The following is a 19,356-nucleotide window of genomic DNA, read 5'->3' on the forward strand; positions in this document are numbered from 1 at the left end:
CCCAACGAGGGCGGCTTTTTATTGGCTGTTCAATTAGCGAAAGCTACGAGGCGCTGGAATCAAACTGTGTTTATTGAGCAAGCGGTACATGGTTGCACGAGACACGCCCAACTCTTTTGCCGCCGCAGATACCTGACCATTATTACTTTCAAGCACAGCTAGCAAAGCATCACGTTCTGACTCTTCACGAATTTTGCGTAAGCTTTGCTTATAATCACCTTGACGTGGTAGGTCGAGGTGCTCAGCTTCAATCACCAAGTTATCTGCAAGAAGTACCGCACGTTTAACCTGATTGATCAGCTCGCGCACATTACCTGGCCAGCTGTAGTTGGTCAGGATCTTATTGCCTTCTTCCGAGAACGTGCGCGCTTGCGTGTTGTATTGGCGAGCAAACTTCAACAGGAAGTGCTCTGCAAGCTCTGGAATGTCTGCGCTGCGCTCTTTCAGTGAAGGGACAGAAATCCGCAGTACATTGAGGCGATAGAACAGATCTTCACGGAAATGCCCTTCAGCCACAGCTTTCTCCAAATCCATATGTGTCGCTGCAATCACGCGGACATCGATTTCTTTCGCGTACTTGTCATCGTGCGACTCCACCGTCCCATCTTGCAGAAGGTGCAGCAGGTTTGCTTGCAGGTTTAGCGGCAAATCACCAATTTCATCGAGGAACAGCGTGCCTTGGTGGGCTTGTTGCACTTTGCCTTCATTAGCACCATCACCAAAGAGCTCGCTCTGAATCAATTTCTCTGGCAATGCGCTACATTTCACCGACACAAATGGGCCTTTCGCACGGGTCGATGCGTTGTGTATCGCCATACCCACCAGTTCTTTACCTGTGCCGCTTTCGCCGTTAATTAAAACGGAGACATCCGTAGGTGCCACACGTCGCACCTGGTCGCGTAGCTTCTTCATGACGGAGGTTTTACCCAGTAAACCCATATCACTGTGATCGCCAAGTTGCGGCCAAACGTGACGCTCCAGCTTCAACATACCCAATTGGTGTCCGATGGTGCTCATCAATTGGCTATCGGGAATTGGAGAGGTAAAGTAATCAATACAGAAGCTGACAATAAATTGGCAGATCGCATCGTTGTTGAGTTGATCTTCACGAATCAGTGCAAGCCAGCGAACTTGTTTATTGCGATTTACCAGCGATGCGACACCATTCAAGCTAAAATCATCGTGGCTTATATCAACTATACCAATACAAGGACCGATATCTTGTAGTAAGGTTTGAGCTGCTCTGAGATCATAACAACGGTGACAACGCCACCCTGCTTGCTCCAGTGTTGCCAACCATGGTTCGTACGTTCCTCCAACTACCACGAGTGAGCTTGGAACTGCCTCAGATCTGAATTGCATACCCATAACGCCTGCCTTTAGTCATCCATTAACGACATGTGTTCAAAATGTTGTGAGTATCATTATATTTTGTAAGACAACGCCGTCTGTCTCATTGTAGATACAACATGAGTCTCATATCTTCACTCATCCCAAAAAAGACACTTTTCTATCATTATTTACTGACGACCACGGCGTGAAGAGATGATTAAAATGCACTGAAAATCAACGCATAAGCAACTCCTCTCCTTTTCTAGCGATACGCAACAAAAAGCGGAACACAATCCATTTCTCATTAATGAGAAAAAATCAAAATGCTCTAAATTTTCTTAGATCATAGACTATGCCCCGATTTCGTGAGGCTATGTAACGGGTATTTAAAAAGAAAACCGCGTCATTATAAGACGCGGTCTTTGGTGTAAGGCAGGGAACAGTAAAGTTTACTGAACGATCTCTCCGCTCTCAATTACGGTTTGTCTCACTTTGTCTGCGAATTGCAACGCTTCTTTGCGCACAGCATCTTCATCAACAGTCTTAATGTCTCGATCTTGCATCAGAACCTGACCATCAACGATTGCGTGTTTCACATTTGTCGCATAAGCAGAGTACACCAACGCAGAGTATGGATTGTAAACCGGCACCATGTTCGGTGCTTTTGTATCGACAACGATGATGTCAGCCAGTTTACCCGTTTCCAGCGAGCCGATTTTGTCTTCCATGTGCAGTGCACGTGCGGCTCCTATGGTCGCCATTTCAATCACTTTGACTGGCGGCATAGCAGCACGGTCTTTATTCACGAGCTTGTGTACTTTCGCCACTTGATTGAACTCGTCAACGGTGCTCAAGGTGTTACCTGACATTGGTCCATCGGTTCCCAGACCAATACGCAGACCGTCGTCAAACATCTGCAGTGCAGGTGATACACCTTTCGCTGACTTGATGTTCGCACTCATGTTGTGCGCGATACCCACATCGTGCTTTTTCAGCAGGGCAATGTCTTCATCATCCACATTGATCACGTGTGCGCCGACCAAATTCGGCGTTAGTGCACCGATGTCAGCCATGTATTCCACAGGCGATTTACCACCGCTGCGCTCAGCAATCACTTCGTTTTCGCGATCCGATTCCGCTAGGTGAATCATCACGGGTACATCATGCTCAAGCGACAGCTTGGTGATCTTTTGCAGTACTTCAGTGGTGTTGGTGTAAGGCGCATGTGGCGCAAATGCGGGAGTAATACGTGGGTGGTCTTTATATTCTTCAATGAAGTTCAGCGCGTACTGAATCCCTTCTTCCGCGTTCGCCGCATCAGCGACCGGAAACTTAATCACGGTTTCGCCCAAGATCGCGCGCATGCCGATTTGGTCAACCGTCTTCGCCACTTCGTCTTCGAAGTAGTACATGTCGGCATAGGTGGTTACACCGCCTTTTAGCATCTCCACGTTACCCAATTGCGCCCCGATGCGCACCATGTCACGGCTCACCAGTTTCTTTTCTAAGGGGAAGATGTAACGGTGCAGACGGTCTGGCACGTCATCGCCCAGTGAACGGAATACGGTCATTGAAGCATGCGTGTGCGTATTAATCAGGCCTGGCATGACGATATCGCCATCCACATCCAATACTTTCTTGGCGTTGTAGTCGTCAGCCAGCGATTCATCACCAACAGCAACAATCTTGTTGCCCTTGACCGCAACCACACCATTTTCGAATACCGTCTTATCGGCATTCATGGTCAGTACGGTCGCATCAGTGATCAACAGGTCAACGTTCTCAGCCGCAAGCACAGCAGAAGACATCATGGTAGCCAGTGCAACACTGGCTGAAAGAAGGGATTTTTTCAGCATCATTTTCTTCATTAATAAGCGGCAAGGAATTGCGCCTGCATGATGCGTTCAGAACACGAAAACCCAAACAAAAATGTTAAATGCGTCGCAAAAAATGTGACATTGAGCAAACGATTGCCAGCAAGGTTTTGCGCATAAAAAAACACCGACAATTGTCGGTGTTTTTGTGTCTCAGCGTTGTCTTACTTCTGTCTCAGAAGCGAGCCAGAATTAGTCTTTCTTCTGGTTTTGAGGACGCATCGCAGGGAACAGAATCACGTCACGGATAGTGTGCGTGTTGGTGAACAGCATCGCCAAACGGTCGATACCAATACCCTGACCTGCTGTTGGTGGCAAACCATGCTCCAGCGCAGTGATGTAGTCTGCATCGTAGAACATCGCTTCGTCGTCACCTGACTCTTTCGCGTCAACCTGTGCTTTAAAGCGCGCATCTTGGTCTTCTGCGTCGTTAAGCTCAGAGAAGCCATTCGCCACTTCACGGCCACCGATGAAGAATTCAAAGCGGTCAGTGAAGAACGGGTTATCGTCGCTACGACGTGCCAACGGAGAAATATCAGCTGGGTAGCCAGTGATGAAGGTTGGCTGAATCAGTTTAGGCTCAGCGGTTTCACCGAAGATTTCTTCCAGCAGCTGACCACAAGTCCAGAACTTCTCTACGTAGATTTCCAGTGACTGCGCAATAGAAACCATCAGATCGCGGTCTTGAACACCTTCTTCAGTCAACGCTTGGATTTCTGCGTGCTCTGGGTTGTAGTGCTTAATCGCATCCAGCATGGTCATGCGCGCATACTTACCGCCGAATTCAACAGTGTGCTCACCGTATGGCATTGCAGAGTGACCCAAAACATCGATTGCAACAGTGCGCAGCATGTCTTCAGTCAGGTCAATCAGATCGTTGTAATCCGCGTACGCCATGTAGAACTCAATCATGGTGAATTCTGGGTTGTGACGTGGAGACAGACCTTCGTTACGGAAGTTACGGTTGATTTCGAATACACGCTCGAAACCACCCACAACCAGACGCTTCAGGTACAGCTCAGGCGCGATGCGCAGGAACATTTCCTGATCCAGTGCGTTGTGGTGCGTGATAAACGGACGTGCAGATGCACCACCCGGGATCACTTGCATCATTGGCGTTTCCACTTCCATGAAGTCTTTTGACTCCATGTAACGGCGGATCGCCGAAATCAGCTTAGAACGGACTTTGAATGCGTTGCGTGAATCTTCGTTCACGATCAAATCCACGTAACGCTGACGGTAACGTGTTTCCTGATCGGTCAAACCGTGGAATTTTTCTGGCAGAGGACGCAGTGCTTTAGTCAGCAGTTGGTACTCTTCCATGTTCACGTAAAGATCGCCTTTACCTGATTTGTGCAGTGCACCTTTCACACCGATGATGTCACCGATATCCAGACCTTGATACTGCTCTTTAAGTACGTTCTGTACATCTTTGGCAGCATAAGCCTGAATACGACCGCTCACGTCTTGCAGTGCCAAAAATGGGCCACGTTTAGCCATCACACGGCCAGCAACGCTGACTTTATGATCCAGAGCTTCCAGTTCTTCCTTGGTCTTTTCGCCAAACTCAGCCTGAAGATCAGCCGCTTTGTTCTCACGGCGGAAGTCATTTGGGTGGCCGTTTGCATTGCAGCTTTGACGAATGTGGTTCAGTTTTGCACGACGTTCTGCAATCAGCTTGTTTTCGTCTAGTAACTGGTCAGTCATAGTGAACCTTTGAATTATCTAAAAAATTACAAACCAGATTTCAGGCTGGCTTCAATAAACTTGTCGAGATCACCGTCAAGTACCGCTTGGGTATTACGGTTTTCGATACCGGTACGCAGATCTTTAATGCGTGAGTCATCCAGAACGTATGAACGGATCTGGCTGCCCCAACCAATGTCAGACTTAGATTCTTCGTTCGCCTGTTTCTCTGCGTTCTGCTTTTGCAGTTCGAGTTCAAACAGTTTTGCGCGAAGTTGTTTCATCGCCTGATCTTTGTTTTTGTGCTGGCTACGGTCATTCTGGCACTGCACCACGGTATTGGTTGGTACGTGTGTGATACGTACAGCAGATTCGGTGGTGTTAACGTGCTGACCACCCGCACCCGACGCACGGTATACATCGATACGCAGGTCAGATGGGTTAATATCGATCGCGATATTTTCATCCACTTCTGGGTAGATGAATGCCGAAGCAAACGACGTATGGCGACGACCGCCTGAGTCAAACGGTGACTTACGAACCAGACGGTGAACACCGGTCTCGGTGCGCAACCAGCCGTAAGCGTACTCGCCGCTGATGCGAACAGTTGCAGATTTCAATCCAGCCACATCGCCTTCAGACACTTCAATCACTTCTGTCTTGAAGCCCTTAGCATCCGCCCAACGTAGGTACATGCGCAACATCATGGATGTCCAGTCTTGCGCTTCGGTACCACCTGAGCCAGCTTGCAGGTCGATATAACAATCAGAACCATCGTGGTCACCGGAGAACATGCGACGGAATTCCAGCTTCGCCAATTTCTCTTCCAGATCACTCAGTTCTGGTTCGATTTCATCGAAGGTATCTTGGTCGCTTTCTTCAATCGCCAGTTCCAAAAGATCAGTGATGTACACACCGCCTTGGTCCAGCAGATCAATGGTTTCTACCACAGCTTCCAACGACGCACGTTCACGGCCCAGTGCTTGCGCACGCTCAGGATCGTTCCATACGTCAGGTTGCTCAAGTTCAGCATTAACTTCTTCTAGACGCTCTTTCTTGGCGTCATAGTCAAAGATACCCCCTAAGGACATTTGCACGGTCTGCAATGTCCGCTAGGCGGTTTTTGATCGGATTGATTTCAAACATGGTCACTTATTTAAGTTCGGAATGAGTTTTAACCGCCGAATTCTACAGAATCGCGGAGAGAATATACAGAGTGTGATAGGGATCAAATGGGAAAAATTGAGAGAAAAGTGTGGAAATAGGGTCAAGCATGAAATTTGGTGCCGATGTGCGGCGATCGCACATCGGCACCGGACTCACGTGACAACCTTAAACGGCCGCCAAGTGCTCTACCATCAATTGAACCGTTCGATTCCCTCGAAACTCATTCACATCAAGGCGATAGGCCAGCTCAACCATTTGTACTGACGGATCGGGCCAGCGGCGAAGGTCAATATTGAACGCAATACCATCGACCATTTGCCCGCCCATTACTGGCTCCAGCATCATTTTCAAATGTTTCCCCCCCACCAGCTTTTGATGCAGCAATTTGAATTTGCCATCAAATAACGGTTCAGGGAAACCCTGCCCCCAAGGTCCGCCACTTCGCAATATTTCTGCGACGTCCAGTGATATTTCATTGGGGAGCAATTCACCATCAGACAGGAGCACACCTTTAAGCTCGTCCTCGCTGATCACATTTCTCACGGCCTCATCAAACAGGCGAGAAAAGCGATCATAATCCACTTCTGCAATGGTTAACCCCGCCGCCATGGCGTGACCACCAAATTTTTTAATTAGCCCAGGGTTTTGAGTATCAATCAAATCCAGCGTGTCACGCATGTGAAGCCCTTGGATAGAACGTGCTGACCCCTTAATCATTCCCTCGCCACCGTCGGCAAACGCAATAACGGGGCGATGGAATTTGTCTTTGATACGCGAAGCAAGAATACCAATCACACCTTGGTGCCATTCGCGTTGGAAGAGTGCTAGCCCGCTTGGCAAACAGGTATCTTCACCGAATTGAAGACGCTCACAAATCGCCATGGCCTCTTCTTTCATGCCCTGTTCAATCTCTTTGCGCGTTTGGTTCAAACCATCTAGCTCACTCGCCATTTGTCTCGCAGCTTGAAGATGCTGACAAAGAAGCAGCTCAACCCCGAACGACATATCATCCAAACGACCTGCTGCATTAATGCGTGGGCCAAGGGCAAAACCAAAGTCACTAGCGACCAGAGTCGACATATTGCGGTTTGCCACTTCGATTAAAGCCTGGATCCCGGGACGACATTTTCCAGCGCGGATTCGCATCAACCCTTGATGCACCAAAATACGGTTGTTGGTATCCAGTGACACGACGTCAGCGACTGTGCCTAAAGCAACGAGGTCCAGCAGCTCCGCCAAATTGGGTTCTGCCATGCCACGCGCCGAAAACCATCCGGACTCACGAAGGTGCGCGCGCAATGCCAACATCAAATAAAACGCCACACCAACACCCGCGAGAGATTTGGACGGAAAACCGCACTCATTGAGGTTTGGATTCACCATCGCATCGGCATCAGGCAGGACATCTCCAGGTAAGTGGTGGTCAGTCACCACCACCTGAATACCCAACGCTTTTGCGGCAGCAACCCCTTCTATTGAGGACACGCCGTTGTCCACGGTCATGATAAGTTCAGCCCCTTTCGCCGCGGCTTGTTCAACAACCTCAGGGCTTAGCCCATAACCATCCTCAAATCGGTTAGGCACCAAATAGTCAACATTCGAACACCCCATCATACGAAACGCCGTTACCGACAATGCAGAACTCGTCGCGCCATCAGCATCAAAGTCTCCAACGATGATGATGCGTCGGTCATTTGCCATGGCCTCTGAAAGTAACGCGACGGCTCTCTCGATTCCGTGCAATGCGTTATAACTCAACAGGCCTTTTGCACTGCGCTCCAACTCACCTTCATTTAAGATGCCGCGATTGGCATAAATGCGCTGAAGTAAAGGCGGGATAGAGCTCGGGAACGCAGCGTTGGGTGACGGCTGGCGACGTTTTATTTCAATCATGAAGACAAGACCTATATCTGACGCCGATTAGGTTTGACGTCATTTCGAATGCGGATTGAGACGATCATTGTAACGGGCCAAATGCAAAGCGAAAGCCCTACTCTTGGATATCAGCGGCGAGAAACAAAAAAGCGCCGGATTACCGACGCTTTCTTAAGCAAGAAGATTTACCCCTTAGCTTCCAATGTTTCAAGTAAACGGTCGGCAGGTACGTAACCACCTAGCATGGTGCCGTCTTCAAGCATAATTGCTGGCGTACCAGTAACGCCCATCGACGTACCTAGAGCCATATGGCGACGCACCAGATCCGTACATTCCTGCGAGTCTTTATCAAACTCACGCGCCTTCGCCAGATTCATCGCATTTGCTTTGTCATCGGCACACCAGATTGCGCTCATCTCGCCGATATTTGGAGAGCGTTCACCTGAGCGTGGGAATGCCAGATAACGCACGGTGATCCCAAGATCGTTATATTGTTGCATTTCACGATGCAGCTTCATGCAATAGCCACACGTCGTGTCCGTGAACACATTCACCACGTACTTTTCATCTTTAGCTGGGTAGACAATCAGCTCTTTCTCAACACCTGACGCATCAAACAACTTCTTGTTGCGTTTGGCCTGAGTGATTTCAGTCATGTTAATGGACTCAGTCTCCGTCGTATGGAAAAGTTGTCCATAAATGAAATACGACCCGTCTTTGTTGGTATACACAACGCCGCCATTCGTGACGACCTCATACATCCCCTCTAAAGGTAGCTTTTCCACCGACTCCACATTCAGCCGATACTTCGCCAACACATTAGCGATCGCCGCGTTATCGGCACCGTCAGCAGCATATACACTTGCCGACAACATGGCTGAAGCCATCACGACACTGCTTAGTAGTCGCTTGAATCTCATCATTACATTTGTCCTGAATAAGGCAAAGCATTCGCTTTGCAGGCAACGGTTAACTTCTCAGACCGGAAAAACAGGAAAAAATCCCGCTTCAGGCAATTTTTTAATGCGAAAAGCATTATGCACGAGGATGATGCTCCTGATGCAACTGTTTTAGTCGCTCTGTGGCTACGTGTGTGTAAATTTGCGTAGTGGACAGGTCACTATGGCCCAGTAGCATTTGCACGACACGCAAATCGGCACCGTGATTTAACAAATGCGTGGCAAATGCATGCCGCAAAACGTGTGGCGATAATAAGTCACTGTCTATGTTTGCCAGTGCAGCATAAAACTTGATGCGGTGCCAAAATGTCTGACGCGTCATCATCCGTCCACGGCGACTCGGAAAAAATACGTCTGAGGTTTGTTCACCCAACAGCACTGGTCGACTGTGCGCGAGATATTGCTCTAACCAATCAATCGCCGCTTCTCCCATCGGCACAAGGCGCTCTTTCCCACCCTTACCAATCACTCGTACAACACCCTGACGCAGACTGACATTCTCTGTGGTTAGGCTGATAAGCTCTGTCACACGCAACCCTGTTGCATACAGCAGCTCCATCATGGCTTTATCCCGAAGTTCGAGCATGTCATCTTCATCCGGCGCGTCCAATAACGCATCCACTTGCTCTTCACTCAAATCCTTGGGCAATCGCTTAGGCAATTTGGGGCTGATCAGGTTGGCAGTAGGATCATCTTCGCGTTGTTTTTCGCGATACAAATATTGAAACAAACGACGCAATGCCGACAGCATGCGCGCTCGGCTAGTTTGCTTATAATCCTGATCAAATAGCCAATGCTGATAGTCCTGCAACGTGCTCGGCGAGACCTTTACTAGCAGAATATTCTTCTCACCTAACCAGTGGCACAGTTTCAGAAGATCGTTTCTGTAAGAAGCCAAGGTATTTTCAGACAGCCCTCGCTCCATCCACATTGCATCTAAAAACTGTTCCACCAATGCCGCGTTTTGTTCCACGATTTCACTCACTTTCAACCACGTTTTCTGTCGTCAAACTACCCTACCCCCAACCGAATGCAAAGCATAAGCGTGTTAAGGTCTTAAGGAATGGAGAGGTTTTATCCAAAACCCCCTGCTTTTTAAGGGTAGAGATAGAACGCGACGAGAGGTAGAATCGCGCCAGAAGCATCAGCAGGATTGAAACATGAAAATAGGTTTGTTTTACGGCTCAACCACGTGTTACACCGAAATGGCTGCGGAAAAAATTCGCGAGATTTTGGGCGACGATCTGGTTGATATTCACAACATCAAAGACACGCCTGTCGCTACAATGAACCAATACGATCTTCTGCTGCTAGGTATTTCCACATGGGATTTCGGCGAACTACAAGAAGATTGGGAAGCGGTTTGGTCAGAGCTGAATGGCTTGCAATTGCAAGGTAAAGTGGCCGCATTGTTTGGTCTTGGCGATCAAGAAGGGTACGCGGAATGGTACCTCGACGCCATGGGAATGCTGCATGACGAGTTGCTACCTACGGGACTAAAATTTGTGGGCTACTGGCCGACAGATGGCTACACCTTTGAAGCCTCAAAAGCCTTGACCGAAGACGGTTCACAGTTTGTAGGTCTTGCATTGGATGAAGACAGCCAATATGAACTCAGCGATGAACGTATCGCCACTTGGTGCGAAAAGGTACTCGTCGAATACCAAGCATTGCTCTAACACCACCGTTAGCAGGCATAAAAAAACCACCGCATGCGGTGGTTTTTTTCGTCTTCGCGTTCGTATTACGCGTGGCTTGATTTGCCTTTGCTTTCGCCTGCAAAGCGCACTGCTACCAAAGCAATCACCGTTGGAAGCAACCACGCCATACCGTAGTTAAACAGTGGCAGTACTTTCAGTGCAGACACATCCATACCGGCAACTTTTGCTGCATCAAACAACGCGAACACCAGCGAAACACCCAGAACGACACGGTAAGCCAACGCAGGGTTCGGCATAAAACGGCGCAGGAAGGTCAGCGCAATCAGTGCGATCGCAACTGGGTACAGTGCAAACAGTACTGGGACAGAAATCGCAATCAGCTGGTTCAGGCCTACGTTTGCCACTACCGCACACGCAATTGACAGAATAACAACCCACTGACGGTAGGTGATTTTAGTCAGGGTGCTGAAGTAATCCGAACACGCTGATACCAGACCGATAACCGTGGTCAAACACGCCAGCACAATGATCGTAGACAGGATGATCTGACCCGCAGGGCCAAACAACGCCATCACGTATGCAGAAAGAATCGCGCCGCCATTGTTCGCGCCCGCAGCAATACCCGTTGCTGTCGCGCCAAGGTAGAACAGTGACACGTAAACAAACGCCAGACCTGCTGCTGCAATCACACCTGCATAGATGAGGTATTGGCAGGTTTTTGCTTGATCGGTAATGCCTTTTTTACGGATAACGTCAACGATCAGCATACCGAACATCAGTGCTGCGAAGGTATCCATGGTGTTGTAGCCTTCAAGGAAACCCGTCGTGAACGCTTGGTCTACGTAAGCACCTTGTGCTGCCGCAACGTCACCTTGTGGGTTAACGACAACAGCGATCGCCAGTACCGCCAATGCTGCGAACAATGCAGGTGTCAGCAACTTACCAATGGTGTCGATAAGTTTGCCTTGAGACAATGAGAAGAACATTGCCACAGCAAAGAAAACGATGGAGAACATCGTCAGTTCAAACTGACCCACATCACCCAAGAAAGGCTTGAAGCCCATTTCATACGCAACTAGACCGGCACGAGGTGCTGCAAAAGCTGGACCGATAATAATGAAGATCAGCACCGCCATCAGAGTTGCAACTGATGCAGGAAGGTCACGCGTTAAGCCTTTCCAGCCACCACCAGCAACGGCAACGGCAATAATACCGATAAGTGGCAAGCCTACTGCGGTAATAAGAAAACCGAACATTGCAGACATGGTATGCTCACCCGCTAGAAAACCTGCCAGCGGTGGGAAGATGATGTTGCCTGCTCCTAGGAAAAACGCAAAGGTCATAAACCCTAGCGCGAGTATGTCGCTAACCTTTAAACTCTCTCTCACTTCTAACTACCTATGTGTGTTTGCATATTATTTCTGTAATCAGCCGGTTAGCCTTTTGGTTATTTTTACTAAGCTTCACCGATTCAGCAGAATAATGACGAAGTTTCACCCTTCAGACAATAGGGCAATTAAAAATAGATGGTTAATCTATTTTTAGCGACTAAATTGAAATTAAACTTCAACTTTACCTATTTATGCCGCATTTAGGAAAGATCATCAAACAAATACATAAAACATTAATGCAACATATTTAACCGTATTTTAAGGTTTTGAACGTTGTGTCTACTGGAGGAAAAGTGAACAAACGCTTTCAATTCAAGCAGTTTACGATTGAAGATAAAGGCTGTGGGATGCCAGTAAGTACTGACGGGGTTATGCTTGGTGCTTGGGCTCAAGCCAACGAGCACAGTTCAATACTTGATATAGGCACTGGAACGGGCTTGCTGGCATTAATGATGGCGCAGCGCTTTCCGTTGTCTAACATTACAGCAATGGACATCGATGCACATGCCGTGCAAACCGCCAGATTCAACGCAGAACAATCTGCTTGGGTCGATCGCATTAAAGTCCTACATCAAGATGTCACCACGTGGAAAAGTTCCACAACATTTGATGTCATCATCTGTAATCCACCTTACTTCAATTCAGGTCTTCAAGCCGATGATACGCGAAGAGCAACAGCGCGACATACCGACACGCTATCGCACGACGGCTTATTAAAAGTCATCGCGTCTCGACTATCACGCAATGGCATCGCGTATTTGATATTACCTTCATATGAGGCAGACCAATTGATCACGAAAAGTCTTCAATACTCGCTTTTTTGCCATCAGGTGCTGAATGTCAAAACAACACCAACAAAATCGGTTAATCGAAAACTGATTGCTTTCTCTACAACTCAAAAATCCGAGATAGAGGAAAAAACACTTATTATTCAATCTGATAATCTTTATACAAATGAATTTGTGGCGTTAACGAAGGATTTTTACCTAAAGATGTGACAGCCTCACTTGAAATTAACGCAATTTCATAGGTAGTAAATCGCGGTAAGCGATGCATCTTGAGATAATTTGGGTATAATCCGCACCCTAACTTTGAGTGGAGAAACTACGCGTGCGAACTTTTGCTGAATTAGAACTGGATCCTCAACTGCTGATGGCCGTGGATGACATGGGCTTTGAGCGACCAACAGCGATCCAGGCTGACGTTATCCCTCATGGTATGGATGGCCGAGATATTCTCGCATCTGCGCCAACAGGCACAGGTAAAACTGCGGCTTTCGTATTGCCATTACTGCAACACTTGCTGGACTACCCACGTCAAAAACCAGGTCCTGCACGCGCTTTGATCCTTACTCCTACACGTGAGTTGGCTATCCAAGTTGCCGATCAAGCACGCGCTCTGGCGAAGTATACCGACCTGAAAATCATCACCATCACAGGCGGTATCTCTTACCAAGAGCACGCGGAAATTTTGGGCAAGACTCAAGATATTGTTGTTGCAACACCTGGTCGCTTGATGGAATACGTCGAAGCCGAGCGTTTTGACTGCCGCGCGATTGAAAGTCTGGTGCTGGATGAAGCTGACCGTATGCTCGATATGGGCTTTGGTCCTGCCGTTGACCGCTTGTCGCATGAGTGCCGCTGGCGTAAACAAAGTATGCTTTTCTCTGCCACGCTGGAAGGTAAAGGCATTGATGGTTTCAAAAATACCCTTCTGACCGATCCGGTTGAAGTGGTTGCTGAGCCACCTCGTCGCGAGCGCAAAAAAATCACCCAGTGGTACTACCGTTGTGACGACATGGCACATAAGAATGCCTTGTTAAAATCTATCCTGGCTGATCAGGCGGAACGTGCGATCATCTTTATTAAGACCCGTGAGCGTCTGGCAGCACTGCGTGAAGAACTGACTAAAGCAAAGATTCCTTGTGCTTGGCTGCAAGGCGAAATGGCACAAGCAAAACGTACGTACGCAGTTGAACGCTTCACCACGGGTGAAATCAATGTTCTTCTGGCAACCGACGTTGCCGCTCGCGGTATTGACGTGCCAGATATTGACCACGTCATCAACTTTGACCTTCCACGTAAAGCAGATGTGTATCTGCACCGTATCGGCCGTACTGCGCGTGCGGGTAAGAAAGGTAATGCAATCTCATTGGTAGAAGCACACGATCAACCAATGATGGATCGCATCTGTCGCTACATGAAAGAAGACGTGAAAGAGCGTTATGTAGAAGCTTTGAAGCCGAAACATAAAAAAGCTGAATTCAAGAAGAAAAAGAAAAAGCTGAGCAAAAAAGAAGTCAAAGGAAAAGTTAAGAAAGCGGTAAAAAAAGCAGCGAAAAAAGCAGCGAAAACAACCGACTAATAGCTTAACCAGCTAGCGAAACAACTAAAAGGAGGCGTAATGCCTCCTTTTTTCGTTTTCAGCGTTTAGTCGCAGCAAATTATGCCAATTGGATAAAGGATAAGCAGTTAAAGATCACGCTCACAATCCGTCACATTGATAACACATAATGTTAACAACAAGTGACGAATTGAGATTATCCTGCGGCAGGATATTAAATGATCTATCCAATATTTCATTTTAGAGGGAACTTTCAATGCAATCTGTTGTTGATTTTTTGAACAGCATTATCTGGAGTCCAGTGCTGATCTATATGTGTCTGGGCGCAGGTTTGTTTTACTCCATTATTACGCGCTTTGTACAAGTTCGTCAGTTCGGCGAAATGACCCGCCTACTCTTTTCAGGCAAAAGCTCTTCCAAGGGCATCTCATCATTTCAGGCATTAGCCGTTTCGCTGTCTGGTCGTGTCGGTACAGGTAATATCGCAGGCGTTGCTGCAGCCATCGGTTTTGGTGGTCCCGGTGCGGTCTTTTGGATGTGGATTGTCGCCTTCCTAGGTGCGGCAACGGCCTACACCGAATCAACACTCGCTCAAATCTATAAAGAAGAAGACAACGGCGAGTTTCGTGGTGGCCCGGCTTACTACATTGAAAAAGCGATGGGACAGAAGTGGTATGCATGGCTGTTTGCTATTGCGACGATTTTCGCCTGTGGTGTTCTGCTGCCAGGCGTTCAGTCAAACAGTATCGGTAATGCCATTGAAGCTGCATTTGGCTCAGGTGACATGATTGAAACAGCGGTGGGAACCTTCAGCGTCGCGAAAATCACAACTGGCGCGTTTATCTCTGTACTGCTTGCCTTCATCATCTTTGGCGGCGTGAAACGTATCGCGAGCTTCACTCAAATTGTTGTGCCATTCATGGCACTGGCCTATGTGATCATTGCATTTGTCATCATTCTTCTGAACATCACTGAAGTACCAGCGATTGTAATGCTGATCGTCAATGATGCCTTCAACCCAATGGCGGGCTTCGGTGCTGCAATCGGTTGGGGTGTGAAACGCGGTATTTACTCGAACGAAGCCGGTCAAGGCACGGGGCCTCACGCAGCAGCAGCGGCAAACGTGGACCACCCTGCACAACAAGGTCTGGTTCAGTCCTTTTCAATCTATATTGATACCTTACTGGTGTGCTCTGCTACGGCGTTCATGATCCTCATTACGGGTGCATACAACGTCCATGGTCCGGGCGAGGCATATATTGTGCAAAACTTAGCCGCAGAGATCAGTGCGAATGGCCCTGTCTTTACGCAACTTGCAGTGGAAAGCACCATGCCTGGCTGGGGCAAACCTTTCATTGCTGTCGCTCTGTTTTTCTTCGCATTCACGACAATTCTGGCGTACTACTACATTGCAGAAACCAATATCGCCTACCTGCGTCGCACCGTGAAAGTGCCGGGCATGATGTTTGTGCTAAAACTGGTTCTCATCGCATCTGTCTTCTACGGCACGGTGAAAGCTGCGGGGCTTGCATGGGCAATGGGTGACATTGGCGTTGGCTTGATGGCGTGGCTGAATATCGTCGGTATCGTGATCATTTTCTTCTTAAGCAAGCCAGCACTGAAGGCTCTTAATGATTACGAGCGTCAACAAAAAGAAGGCGTGGAAGAATACACCTTTGATCCCGTTAAATTAGGCATTAAAAATGCGGACTACTGGGAGCGCAGATTGGCGAGAAGAACTCAGGAGCAGTCGTCAGCATCCGATGACAAACCGGGAGAGCTCGTTAATCCAACGGCATAAATAAAAATAACAAGTACAAAAAAGGTTAGCCTCGGCTAACCTTTTCTTTTTTCGGGTCAAATACTGAATTACTGCTCTTCGCGCTTAAACACCATTTCTTTGTCGTTCGACTCTTCAGGACAGAACCAGTAACCTGCACTATCAAATGCCTTCAGTGCCTCAACCGAATCAATACGGTTGTCGATAATATATCGCGCCATCATGCCGCGGGCTTTTTTAGCGAAGAAACTGATTACCTTGTACTGACCATTCTTACGGTCTTTAAACACGGGTGTGATGATCTTGCCTTTTAGCTTCGCCGGCTTCACCGACTTGAAGTACTCATTAGAGGCTAGATTCACCAATACGTCATCGCCTTGGCCTTCTAGAGCCTCATTCAGAGCATTGGTAATGATGTCACCCCAGAATTGGTACAAATTGGTGCCACGGTCGTTTTCAAGGCGTGTGCCCATCTCAAGGCGATATGGCTGCATCAAATCCAGTGGACGTAACAAACCATATAGGCCTGACAGCATACGCAGATGGTCTTGCGCCCAGCTAAAGTCGTCATCAGACAGCGTTTCTGCTTCTAGTCCCGTGTAGACATCGCCTTTAAAAGCAAGGACCGCTGGACGTGCATTTTCCGTCGTAAACTCGGTAGACCATTCTTCAAAGCGCGCGGCATTCAACCCTGCGATTTTATCGCTGACTTTCATCAAGCCAGAGATATCCGCTGGCGTAAGCGTACGGCACACATCAATCAGCGCTTTTGAATGTTCAACAAACATTGGCTGGGTATAACGTTCAGTGGCCAGAGGTGACTGGTAGTCCAAAGTTTTCGCTGGAGAAACCACAATCAGCATAGTGTCATTCCTTTCAGATAGTTGTCCACAAGGTTACCACTGGAGACAAAAAAAGCCACGCTTGAAGGCATGGCTTTTTCCGATGGCTGCAATAGAGATGACCGAATAGGCCTAACGGCTTTGCTCCGTTTTCTCTTCAGCTTTGCCCCATACACCCGGCTCTATTTGATTGAGCAATTCAGGGTGATTGCGGCTGTTAAATGACGGGACTCTTCCTCGATTTAGCTGCTGGTTGTAATCTTTCGCCAAAGACACCACGGTGCCGGATAGCAGAAGTATTGCAATCATATTCACAATGGCCATCAAACCCATTGACGTATCGGCCATGATCCAAACCACCGGAAGCTCTGCCATCGCACCGAACATCACCATGCCCAAAACAATAAAGCGGAAAATAATCAAACCGAACTTATGGTTATGTTTAAGGAATATCAAATTCGTTTCAGCATACGAATAGTTAGCGATAATCGAAGTAAAGGCAAAGAAGAAGATTGCGACAGCGATAAATATGCCGCCCCAGCTTCCCACCTCACTGGTCAATGCGCGCTGCGTTAACTCGATTCCCGTGATCTCACTGCCAGGCATGTACTCACCAGAAATCAAGATGATAGAAACGGTAGCTGAACAGATAACAATGGTATCAACAAACACACCTAGCATCTGGACGTAGCCTTGAGAGGCAGGATGCGGTGGATACGGTGTGGCACTTGCCGCCGCATTTGGCGCAGAACCCATACCCGCCTCGTTAGAAAACAAACCTCGTTTGATCCCTTGAACCATGCCCTGCGCAATGGTGTAACCCAACGCACCTGAGGCCGCTTCTTCCAAACCAAACGCACTTCGGAAGATAAGCGCGAGAACATCTGGCACTTTCTCAAGGTTGGTAAACATGACGTAGAATGCAAGAGCCAAATAGAGCATTGCCATTAGTGGAACGATTAATTCTGCGGTTCGCGCGATCTTTCGAATGCCACCAAAAATGACAAACGCAGAAATCAACACCAAAGCCATACCCACGTAGAGCGGGTCAAAACCAAAAGCAACGTATGCAGCCTGAGTTATCGAATTGGCCTGTACGGAGTTAAACACTAACCCGAAGGCAATAATAAGCAACACCGAAAAGACAACACCCATCCAGCGCATACCCAGGCCTTTTTCCATGTAATAGGCTGGTCCGCCACGGAAATTGCCATCTTCGTCGCGAGTCTTGTAGAGCTGTGCCAGTGTACTTTCCGCAAATGCGGTTGCCATCCCCAGTATGGCAATGAGCCACATCCAGAAGATTGCGCCAGGACCACCTAACGTCAATGCAACGGCGATACCCGCCATATTACCGGTACCGACACGCGCAGCGAGGCTAGTGCAGAGTGCTTGAAAGGATGAGATGCCTTCGCTGTCAGATTTTCGGCTGTTTTTCATCACACTGAACATGTGTCCAAAGTGACGAAGTTGAATGAAGCCCAATCGTAGTGTGAAAAAGATGCCGCCACCGATCAACAGATAAATGAGCACAGAGCCCCATATCAGATCGTTTAAAAAGTTGATAAGACTTACCACGCCTCCCCCTCTGTACGTATAAACATTATCGCAATGTAAGGATCCCCAAGTTCGAGGGTGCGATGAGATGCAACTGACGTAGTCGTCAGTGAATATAGATGTGGGCATTTCTGGCGTAGATACCCGAAACCCCGAAAATGTGTCGTTTTCGTCAGATTTAATGAGCGTAGCTCACAAATTTCCGCGAATGATGAAGGTTGGTGGATGAAAAATCAATATGAATCCGAGTTCATATCCGTTTTTCATCCCCTCTAAAACCAACAACCAAAATCAGATAAAAAACACATCGTACACACAACAACCCAACAAGAACGCAACACGAGAAAGCAAACATTGTGGCTTGTTTAAAATAGAAAAAATGGTGATGCCTGTTCAAACAATTCTGTGAGGACAGAGAGTTGCCTTCACTTTTATTACGAGCTCTAAACATTCAATAAAAGGGATTTTCACCCCCTTCAGCTGCTTGAAATATAACCATAAACAAAAGAAGGGTGATGTCACTCTCATTAAATATTCACTGAGGTGCAACAAATGAGAAACACTTCAATTTTATTTTAGGGGAGGTTTGATACTTAAATACTGACCGCACGGCAATATGAGGTGAATTTATGGATAGCTTTGCCTTCGAAGATATTTTCGATCAAGACAGAACACAACGCGGTGGACGAAATAAGCAAGTCAAACGCAAGTGGCGAGAAATTGAGGCTCTGAAAGACAGACAGCGCCTTAGAAAAGAGTTGCAAGACATCGATATGGTCGGTGATTTTAACGATAGTGACTTTGATTTTTAACCCTCTGTTTTCTATCAGCCGTTGAACCTGCTGGCGCACACTTTTACGTCAACGCGCCGTAATCTAAAAAGGCACAT

15 protein-coding genes are annotated in these 19,356 nt (G+C 47.8%); 5 read left to right on the forward strand and 10 right to left on the reverse strand.

The features are described 5' to 3' along the window. Positions 1 to 33 precede the first annotated feature (33 nt). The 7 genes from LRP49_RS23010 to xerD form a co-directional block, all read right to left on the reverse strand. Positions 34 to 1,368: a sigma-54-dependent transcriptional regulator gene (locus LRP49_RS23010; protein WP_274145712.1), complete on the reverse strand. Its 1,335-nt coding sequence runs from the start codon at positions 1,366 to 1,368 to the stop codon at positions 34 to 36. 413 nt (positions 1,369 to 1,781) lie between these two features. Next, the gene (locus LRP49_RS23015; protein WP_274145714.1) at positions 1,782 to 3,191 is read right to left on the reverse strand and encodes an amidohydrolase; all 1,410 of its coding nucleotides are present in this window, start codon (positions 3,189 to 3,191) and stop codon (positions 1,782 to 1,784) included. A 207-nt stretch (positions 3,192 to 3,398) separates the two neighbouring features. Beyond that, positions 3,399 to 4,913, reverse strand: a complete 1,515-nt coding sequence (gene lysS, locus LRP49_RS23020; protein ID WP_274145715.1) for a lysine--tRNA ligase — start codon at positions 4,911 to 4,913, stop codon at positions 3,399 to 3,401. A 26-nt stretch (positions 4,914 to 4,939) separates the two neighbouring features. Beyond that, positions 4,940 to 6,038 (reverse strand): peptide chain release factor 2 gene (prfB, locus tag LRP49_RS23025; protein ID WP_274145716.1). Its coding sequence is split into 2 segments (ribosomal slippage): positions 4,940 to 5,962 and positions 5,964 to 6,038, totalling 1,098 coding nucleotides; the frame shifts between segments, so codons are not numbered across the junction. 186 nt (positions 6,039 to 6,224) lie between these two features. Next, positions 6,225 to 7,952, reverse strand: a complete 1,728-nt coding sequence (recJ, locus tag LRP49_RS23030; protein WP_274145717.1) for a single-stranded-DNA-specific exonuclease RecJ — start codon at positions 7,950 to 7,952, stop codon at positions 6,225 to 6,227. Between the two features lie 167 nt (positions 7,953 to 8,119). After that, positions 8,120 to 8,854, reverse strand: coding sequence for a bifunctional protein-disulfide isomerase/oxidoreductase DsbC (dsbC, locus tag LRP49_RS23035; protein WP_274145773.1), 735 nt, complete (start codon positions 8,852 to 8,854; stop codon positions 8,120 to 8,122). 115 nt (positions 8,855 to 8,969) lie between these two features. After that, positions 8,970 to 9,866 (reverse strand): site-specific tyrosine recombinase XerD, encoded by an 897-nt coding sequence (gene xerD, locus LRP49_RS23040; protein ID WP_420791659.1) that lies wholly within the window; start codon positions 9,864 to 9,866, stop codon positions 8,970 to 8,972. A 187-nt stretch (positions 9,867 to 10,053) separates the two neighbouring features. Here xerD and fldB point away from each other — a divergent pair, with 187 nt between their 5' ends. Beyond that, the gene (gene fldB, locus LRP49_RS23045; RefSeq protein WP_274145719.1) at positions 10,054 to 10,572 is read left to right on the forward strand and encodes a flavodoxin FldB; all 519 of its coding nucleotides are present in this window, start codon (positions 10,054 to 10,056) and stop codon (positions 10,570 to 10,572) included. 65 nt (positions 10,573 to 10,637) lie between these two features. On the opposite strand, the gene brnQ is transcribed toward fldB, so the two are convergent. After that, positions 10,638 to 11,942: a branched-chain amino acid transport system II carrier protein gene (brnQ, locus tag LRP49_RS23050; RefSeq protein ID WP_274145720.1), complete on the reverse strand. Its 1,305-nt coding sequence runs from the start codon at positions 11,940 to 11,942 to the stop codon at positions 10,638 to 10,640. A gap of 296 nt (positions 11,943 to 12,238) precedes the next feature. Between brnQ and LRP49_RS23055 the strand changes: the two genes are divergently transcribed. The 3 genes from LRP49_RS23055 to LRP49_RS23065 all read left to right on the forward strand — a co-directional run bounded on the left by LRP49_RS23055 (position 12,239) and on the right by LRP49_RS23065 (position 16,089). Beyond that, the gene (locus LRP49_RS23055; protein ID WP_274145721.1) at positions 12,239 to 12,943 is read left to right on the forward strand and encodes a tRNA1(Val) (adenine(37)-N6)-methyltransferase; all 705 of its coding nucleotides are present in this window, start codon (positions 12,239 to 12,241) and stop codon (positions 12,941 to 12,943) included. Positions 12,944 to 13,055: 112 nt separating this feature from the next. Beyond that, positions 13,056 to 14,309 carry an ATP-dependent RNA helicase SrmB gene (gene srmB, locus LRP49_RS23060; protein WP_274145723.1) on the forward strand — a complete coding sequence of 418 codons (1,254 nt, stop codon included), beginning with the start codon at positions 13,056 to 13,058 and terminating at the stop codon, positions 14,307 to 14,309. A 235-nt stretch (positions 14,310 to 14,544) separates the two neighbouring features. Next, entirely contained in the window at positions 14,545 to 16,089 is a 1,545-nt protein-coding gene (locus LRP49_RS23065; protein ID WP_274145725.1) for an alanine/glycine:cation symporter family protein, read from the forward strand. Between the two features lie 68 nt (positions 16,090 to 16,157). Here the strand turns inward: LRP49_RS23065 and yaaA are convergent, their stop codons facing one another. Further along, positions 16,158 to 16,931, reverse strand: a complete 774-nt coding sequence (gene yaaA / locus LRP49_RS23070) for a peroxide stress protein YaaA (RefSeq protein ID WP_274145727.1) — start codon at positions 16,929 to 16,931, stop codon at positions 16,158 to 16,160. A 111-nt stretch (positions 16,932 to 17,042) separates the two neighbouring features. Then, a complete protein-coding gene (locus LRP49_RS23075) occupies positions 17,043 to 18,488 on the reverse strand; it encodes an alanine/glycine:cation symporter family protein (protein WP_274145729.1) in 1,446 nt (481 codons plus the stop codon). A gap of 608 nt (positions 18,489 to 19,096) precedes the next feature. On the opposite strand from LRP49_RS23075, the gene LRP49_RS23080 reads away from it, so the two are divergent. After that, positions 19,097 to 19,279: a DUF3545 family protein gene (locus LRP49_RS23080; RefSeq protein WP_274145731.1), complete on the forward strand. Its 183-nt coding sequence runs from the start codon at positions 19,097 to 19,099 to the stop codon at positions 19,277 to 19,279. Positions 19,280 to 19,356 lie beyond the last annotated feature (77 nt).

This window comes from Enterovibrio qingdaonensis (genome assembly GCF_028683135.1).
Taxonomy (GTDB): domain Bacteria; phylum Pseudomonadota; class Gammaproteobacteria; order Enterobacterales; family Vibrionaceae; genus Enterovibrio; species Enterovibrio qingdaonensis.

What these genes read in the sequence shown, in the direction of transcription:
- LRP49_RS23010 (WP_274145712.1), bottom strand. Translation starts at nt 1,368, where the DNA reads ATGGGTATGCAATTCAGATCTGAGGCAGTTCCAAGCTCACTCGTGGTA.
- LRP49_RS23015 (WP_274145714.1), bottom strand. Translation starts at nt 3,191, where the DNA reads ATGATGCTGAAAAAATCCCTTCTTTCAGCCAGTGTTGCACTGGCTACC.
- lysS (WP_274145715.1), bottom strand. Translation starts at nt 4,913, where the DNA reads ATGACTGACCAGTTACTAGACGAAAACAAGCTGATTGCAGAACGTCGT.
- recJ (WP_274145717.1), bottom strand. Translation starts at nt 7,952, where the DNA reads ATGATTGAAATAAAACGTCGCCAGCCGTCACCCAACGCTGCGTTCCCG.
- dsbC (WP_274145773.1), bottom strand. Translation starts at nt 8,854, where the DNA reads ATGAGATTCAAGCGACTACTAAGCAGTGTCGTGATGGCTTCAGCCATG.
- fldB (WP_274145719.1), top strand. Translation starts at nt 10,054, where the DNA reads ATGAAAATAGGTTTGTTTTACGGCTCAACCACGTGTTACACCGAAATG.
- LRP49_RS23065 (WP_274145725.1), top strand. Translation starts at nt 14,545, where the DNA reads ATGCAATCTGTTGTTGATTTTTTGAACAGCATTATCTGGAGTCCAGTG.
- yaaA (WP_274145727.1), bottom strand. Translation starts at nt 16,931, where the DNA reads ATGCTGATTGTGGTTTCTCCAGCGAAAACTTTGGACTACCAGTCACCT.
- LRP49_RS23080 (WP_274145731.1), top strand. Translation starts at nt 19,097, where the DNA reads ATGGATAGCTTTGCCTTCGAAGATATTTTCGATCAAGACAGAACACAA.